The 6,365-nt window shown below is 67.4% G+C and carries 4 protein-coding genes; 3 read left to right on the top strand and 1 reads right to left on the bottom strand.

From position 1 onward, the window contains the following. The coding region (locus tag CMO28_RS05685; protein ID WP_296710903.1) for a cupin domain-containing protein at nt 1–615 on the bottom strand (615 nt) is incomplete at its 3' end. 225 nt (nt 616–840) lie between these two features. Between CMO28_RS05685 and CMO28_RS05680 the strand changes: the two genes are divergently transcribed. From CMO28_RS05680 to CMO28_RS05670, 3 genes are all read left to right on the top strand, one after another. Further along, nucleotides 841–2,526, top strand: a complete 1,686-nt coding sequence (locus CMO28_RS05680; protein WP_296710900.1) for a methyl-accepting chemotaxis protein — start codon at nt 841–843, stop codon at nt 2,524–2,526. 230 nt (nt 2,527–2,756) lie between these two features. Then, nucleotides 2,757–4,442 (top strand): methyl-accepting chemotaxis protein, encoded by a 1,686-nt coding sequence (locus CMO28_RS05675; RefSeq protein ID WP_296710897.1) that lies wholly within the window; start codon nt 2,757–2,759, stop codon nt 4,440–4,442. 243 nt (nt 4,443–4,685) lie between these two features. Continuing rightward, the gene (locus CMO28_RS05670) at nt 4,686–6,362 is read left to right on the top strand and encodes a methyl-accepting chemotaxis protein (protein ID WP_296710895.1); all 1,677 of its coding nucleotides are present in this window, start codon (nt 4,686–4,688) and stop codon (nt 6,360–6,362) included. The last annotated feature ends 3 nt before the right edge of the window (nt 6,363–6,365 follow it).

Raw genomic sequence — 6,365 nt, 5'->3', positions numbered from 1 at the left:
GGTGCGGCGGGTGGCCACCCGCCCCGGCGGCCGGCGCAGCCAGCTGCCGGCAGGCAGAACCCCGTGGGCACCATCGATCAGCGTGCCGGAAACCACCAACACCTCCTCACCCCCCGGCCGCCTGCCGCCGGGCAGTTCGGCGCCGGGCGCGAGGTCGAGCATGGTGACCCGCTCGGGGCCGAAGCCGTGCAGCAGGCGTTCCGTCACCCCGACGGCGCCGGCGAGGGCGGTGCAGGCCACCGTGTCGACCGGCAGGGCCAGCTGCAGACGGTCGCCCGGCAGGAACTGGCGGAGCTTCACGAACAGGATGCACCCCTCGGGCGCCCGCGGCGCATGGGAGGTGCCGGGCGGGTTGCGCAGATAGGTCCCGGCGGGATAGTCGCCGTGCTCGTCGCCGAACACGCCGCTCAACACCAGGATCTCTTCACCGCCGCCATGAACATGGGGCGAAAAGCCGGCACCCGGATCATAGCGCACCAGGCTGGTCGCGCGGGCGACCTCGTTGCCGACCCTGTCGAGCATCAGGCGGTGCACGCCGGCCGCCGGGGAGGCGATCCAGTCCTGTGGGTCCGGACGGACCAGGGCAGGGGCCGCAAAGTCGGCGCGGATCAGCATCGTTCGGATTTCCTCCCAATGTCGTTGGTCCGGTAGAAACATGTCTTCGTGAAATGGGGATGAAGACTTCATGAATCAAACGGCTGCGGCCGAATTCCGATGCGGGATTATCGATTCGTTAATCAACCTGATTGTTCCATGCGCGACGATGCGGCCACGGGCGCTCCCCCGCCCTCGGCCGCCGGTGATTTCCTGTTTTCCTCCCCCCGGGATACGGCCGCTGTCATGTCCAGACTTACCCAATCGATCGGCGCCAGGCTGATCATCGCCTTCGCAACCCTGACCGCCGTGGTGATCGTCACCGGCATCGTCGGTCTTCTGCAACTCGGCACGCTCAACCAGGCCTCGATGGATCTGAGCGACAACCGGGTGCCCAGCCTGCGGATCATCTCCCGCCTGTCGAACAACCTGCTGGAACACCGGCTGGCGGTGGCCGGGGCCGTGCTGGAAGGCAGCCCCGAGAACCGCAAGCCGCTGCTGGAGCGTGCCCGCAAGGCCGGCGAGGCGGTCACCGAGTCCTTCGCCGCCTATGAGAAGCTGATCTCGGACGACGAGGACCGCCGCCTGTTCGGCCGGGCGACCACCGCCTGGGGCCCGTATGAACGGTCGAGCAACCAGCTGCTGGCCCTGCTGGCGGCGAACGACCTGCTGGCCGCCCAGCAGATCTATCGCGGCGAGACCCGCGACGCCCGCGTGGCGCTGGGCACGGCCCTGGCGGCGCTGACCACCCATAACATGGAAGGGGCTGATGCCTCGGGCACGCGCGCCGATCAGGCCTATGCCACCGCCCATACGGTGCTGATCGCGGCGATGATCATCGGTGCGCTGATCGCAGTGGCGGCAACCCTGCTGATGATCCGCAACGTGTCGGTGCCGGTGAAGCGGATGACCGCGGCCATGCGCCGGCTGGCGGATCGCGATACCGGGGTGGTGATCCCCGGCGCCGATCGCCGGGACGAGATCGGCGAGATGGCCCAGGCGGTGGAAACCTTCCGCGACGGCATGATCCGCGCCGACCGGCTGGCGGCGGAACAGGAAGAGGCCCGCGCGGCGCAGGAGACGCAGCGGCAGCGGCGCGAGGCGCTGACCCAGGGCTTCGTCGACCAGGTGGCCGGCATCGTGACCACGCTGTCGAGCGCCACTGAACAGGTGCGCGGCAGCGCCGACGAGCTGTCGCGCACGGCCGAGGACCAGAGCGGCCGCAGCACCACGGTGGCGGCGGCGGCCGAACAGGCGACGGCCAATGTCCAGACGGTCGCGACCGCGGCTGAGGAACTGGCCGCGTCAATCCGCGAAGTGGGCGCACGCACGGCCGAGACCGCCGACGTCACCCGCCGCGCGGTGACCGAGGCGGAAGAGACTGATGCGACGGTGCAGGAACTGTCGGGCAGCGCCCAGAAGATCGGCGATGTGATCGAACTGATCCAGCAGATCGCGGCCCAGACCAATCTTCTGGCGCTGAATGCCACGATCGAGGCGGCACGCGCCGGCGAGGCCGGCAAGGGCTTCGCCGTGGTGGCATCGGAGGTGAAGAACCTGGCGACCCAGACCGCCCGGGCGACCGAAGAGATCCAGGTCCAGATCGACGCGATGACCGGGGCGACCGGCCGCACGGTCGATGCGATCCGGTCGATTTCGGGCACGATCGGCAAGGTGGGCGCGCTGACCACGGCGGTGGCATCGGCCGTGGAAGAACAGGTGGCGGCAACCGCCGAGATCGCGCGCAACACCCAGCAGGCATCGTCCGGCACCTCGGACGTGCTGCAATCGATCACCGGCATCGCCGATGCCGCCGGCCATACCGGCCAGGCCGCCGAGGAGATGAACGCCGCCTCGGGCGCGCTGGCGGAGCGGACCCGCGAGCTGCGGCGGGTGGTCGATGCCTATGTGGCGGAGATTGCACGGGTGTGACGTGACGACGGCCGGCAACGCCCGATGCCTTGTGCGCCGATCAACCGTGTCCATGTTGGTTTGGCGTCGGTTTTCTTCTATCTGAAGTAATAAATGGCCGAATATCGCCCGTCTTCATGGATTGGCAGGTTCGGCCATTTATCAATTCATTAAGGACTGCACGCATTTAATAGTCGGCAGCCCGTCAACCGTTCCCGCGGGTCTCCCCCTGAGTTTAGAGATTATCCGCGATGTTTTTATCGTCTTTGTCGATCGGCAAGAAGCTGATCATCGCTTTTGCAACCCTGACGGCGGTCATCCTGCTGACAGGTGTGTTCGGTTTTTCGCAGCTGGCGACGCTGAAAGAGGCGTCTTCTGAGCTGCGCGACAATCGTATCCCCAGCCTGAAGATCATCGCCGAAGCGACCAACGAGGTGCAGAACCATCGTATCGCCGTCGGGGGCCTGGTGATCGAGAATGATCCCGTCACCCGGGGGCCGCTGCTGGCGCAGATGCGCGGCTATGCGGACGCCTTCACGGCGGCGGGTAAAGCCTATGAAGGGTTGATTTCCGACGCGGCCGAGGCGGCGCAGGTCGCCCGGGTTGCGGCCGGATGGGATCTTTACATGGCGGCCACCGACAAGCTGGTCGCCGCAGTCCAGGCCGGTGACGAAGCGCTGGCGAAGAAGATCTATGTCGGTGAGGCACGGTCGGCACGCGAGGCGACGGTGGCCGAGCTGGACAAGCTGCGCCAGACGAATATCGACAATGCGGCCACGGCCGGCACCCGGTCGCGGGCGGCCTATGAAAGTGCGATCACCGTTCTGGGGGTCGCGATGGCGGTGGGGCTGGTGATCGCGATCGTGGCGACGCTGGTGATGATCCGCAACGTGTCGGCTCCGGTGCGGAAGATGACCGAGGCGATGCGGCGGTTGGCCGATCGTGATACCGGCGTCGACATCCCGGGCGCCGATCGCGGCGACGAGATCGGCGCCATGGCCAAGGCGGTGGAAACCTTCCGCGACGGCATGATCCACGCCGACAGGATGGCGGCGGAGCAGGAGCGGAGCCGCGCCGAGGCAGAGACCCGGCGCCAGAAGCGCGAGACGCTGACCGAGGGCTTCGTCTCGCGGATCGCCACCATCGTGACCACGCTGTCGGGTGCATCGGAACAGGTGCGCGGCAGTGCCGACGGGCTGGCGCGCACGGCCGACGACCAGTCGGCGCGCAGCACCACGGTGGCGGCCGCGGCGGAAGAGGCGAGCGCCAATGTCCAGACCGTGGCGACGGCATCGGAAGAGCTGGCGGCATCGATCCGCGAGGTGGGCGCGCGCACGGCCGAGACCGCCGACGTTACCCGCGCTGCGGTGCGCCAAGCCGAGGCGACCGACGGCACGGTGCAGGAACTGGCTGCCAGTGCCCGCAAGATCGGCGATGTGATCGAGCTGATCCAGCAGATCGCCGAGCAGACCAATCTTCTGGCGCTGAACGCCACGATCGAGGCGGCCCGCGCGGGCGAAGCGGGCAAGGGCTTTGCGGTGGTGGCATCGGAGGTGAAGAACCTGGCCAACCAGACCGGGCGGGCGACCGAAGAGATCCAGGCGCAGATCAACGCCATGACCGGCGCCACCGGCCGCACGGTGGATGCGATCCGCAACATTTCGGGCACCATTACCCAGGTCGGCGCGCTGACCACCGCGGTTGCGTCTGCCGTGGAACAGCAGGTGGCGGCGACCGCCGAGATCGCGCGCAACACCCAGCAGGCATCTTCGGGCACGTCGGAGGTGCTGGAATCGATTGCCGGCATCGCGTCTGCGGCCGGACTGACCGGCCGGTCGGCCGAGGAGATGAGTGCGGCATCCCGCGCGCTGGCGGGCAAGACCCGGGAGCTGAAAGAGGTGGTCGACCGCTATGTCGACGAGGTGGCAAAGGTCTGAGCATGCAAAATCGACGCAATTTGCGTCAGTTGTGTAGATGAGTATCTTTGATGATGGATCCGGTGGGCCTTCCGGTAAGGCCCGCCGGTTTCTTTTTGGGACAGATCGGGCCTCTCGGCAATATTTCATCGGAAGATTTCCGCGGATTTAAATGTTGAACCACGCTGTTGAATGAGTCTATTTTTAAGAGTGCCTGCCCGCACACACACGTCGCAGACCTTCTCCCCAAATAAGCGAGTCTTTATGAAGACATCGAAATGGACGATCGGCGCCAGGCTGATCGTCGCGTTCGTGGCGTTGACGCTTGTCATTGCCGCGACGAGTGTGTCGGGTATTGCTCAGTTGTCGGTTCTGGACCAGGCGGCGGGCGATCTGCGGGACAATCGCGTGCCGAGCCTGAAGCTGATCGCGCGGCTGCAGAATGCGGTCTCGGAACATCGCATCAATATTTCCGGGGCGATCATCGCTACCGATGAAGCGGGGGTAAAGGATCGGCTTGCGGAGGCTGCCAACGCTGCCACGCAGGTCGGCAGGCTTCTGACCGCCTACGAGCCGCTGGTCACCGATGATGAGGAGCGCGGCCACTTCGAGGGCGTCAAGGTCGCCTGGGCGGACTATCTTGCCCGCAACGCGCCGCTGGTGGCGGATCTTCGTGCCGGCAATCAGAACGAGGCGCGTGGATTGTTCGCGGCTGCCAACCGCACGCTGCTGATCCGCGAACTCGACGATCTGATCGAGTTCAACTCGGCCGCTGCGGCTGCGTCGGGCGAACAGACCAGGCACGCTGCCGAGAGCGGCATGAGCGTGCTGATCGCGGCGCTGGGGGTCGGCCTTGTGCTGGCGATCGCGGCGACCCTGCTGATGATGCGCAGCGTGTCCACGCCCATCCGGCGGATGACCGAAGCAATGAACCGGCTGGCGGCGCGCGAGACCGGCATCACCATCCCGGGCGCCGATCGTGGCGACGAGATCGGGGCCATGGCCAAATCGGTCGAGACTTTCCGCGCCGGGCTGATCGAGGCCGACCGGCTGGCGAGCGAACAGGCGCAGGCGCGGGCTGCGCAGGAGGCCGAGCGTGCGCGGCGCGAGGAACTGACCCAGGGCTTCGTGACCCGGGTGGCCGGTATCGTCTCGACGCTGTCGGGGGCGGCCGAACAGGTGCGCGGCAGCGCCGATGCCCTGTCGCGCACGGCAGAGGCGCAGAGCGGGCGCAGCACGGCGGTTGCGGCCGCGGCCGAACAGGCGACCGCCAATGTCCAGACCGTGGCGACGGCGGCGGAAGAGCTGTCGGCATCGGTGCGCGAGGTGGGCGCGCGCACGGCCGAGACCGCGGATGTGAGCCGGGCCGCCGTGGACGAGGCCGGCACCACCGACGGCACAGTGCAGGACCTGGCGACCAACGCCCAGAAGATCGGTGACGTGATCGAGCTGATCCAGCAGATTGCCGCCCAGACCAATCTTCTGGCGCTGAATGCAACCATCGAGGCCGCGCGCGCGGGGGAAGCCGGCAAGGGCTTCGCCGTGGTGGCGGCCGAGGTGAAGAACCTGGCGAACCAGACCGCGCGGGCGACGGAAGAGATCCAGGTTCAGATCGATGCGGCGACCAGTGCCACCGGACGGACGGTGGATGCCATCCGGTCGATTTCCGGCACGATCGGCAAGGTGGGGGCGCTGACCACCGCTGTGGCCTCGGCTGTGGAGGAACAGGTATCGGCGACCGCGGAAATCGCCCGCAACACCCAGCAGGCATCGGCCGGCACGTCGGAGGTGCTGCGCGCGATCTCGGGCATCGCCGATGCCGCCGGCCAGACCGGCCATGCGGCGGCGGAGATGAACACCGCCGCCGGCGAGCTGGCCGGCCAGACCCGGGCGCTGAAGCAGGTGGTGGACGAATATGTCGCGGCGATCGCCCGCGTCTGAGCC

This window comes from Tistrella sp., from assembly GCF_002684955.1.
GTDB lineage: Bacteria > Pseudomonadota > Alphaproteobacteria > Tistrellales > Tistrellaceae > Tistrella > Tistrella mobilis.
Note: the sequence above shows the minus strand (reverse complement) of the source record. Positions and strands in the feature narration are given on the sequence as shown.

Excerpts from the sequence above, each read along its gene's own strand:
- CMO28_RS05680 (WP_296710900.1), top strand. The coding sequence starts at position 841 with ATGTCCAGACTTACCCAATCGATCGGCGCCAGGCTGATCATCGCCTTC.
- CMO28_RS05675 (WP_296710897.1), top strand. The coding sequence starts at position 2,757 with ATGTTTTTATCGTCTTTGTCGATCGGCAAGAAGCTGATCATCGCTTTT.
- CMO28_RS05670 (WP_296710895.1), top strand. The coding sequence starts at position 4,686 with ATGAAGACATCGAAATGGACGATCGGCGCCAGGCTGATCGTCGCGTTC.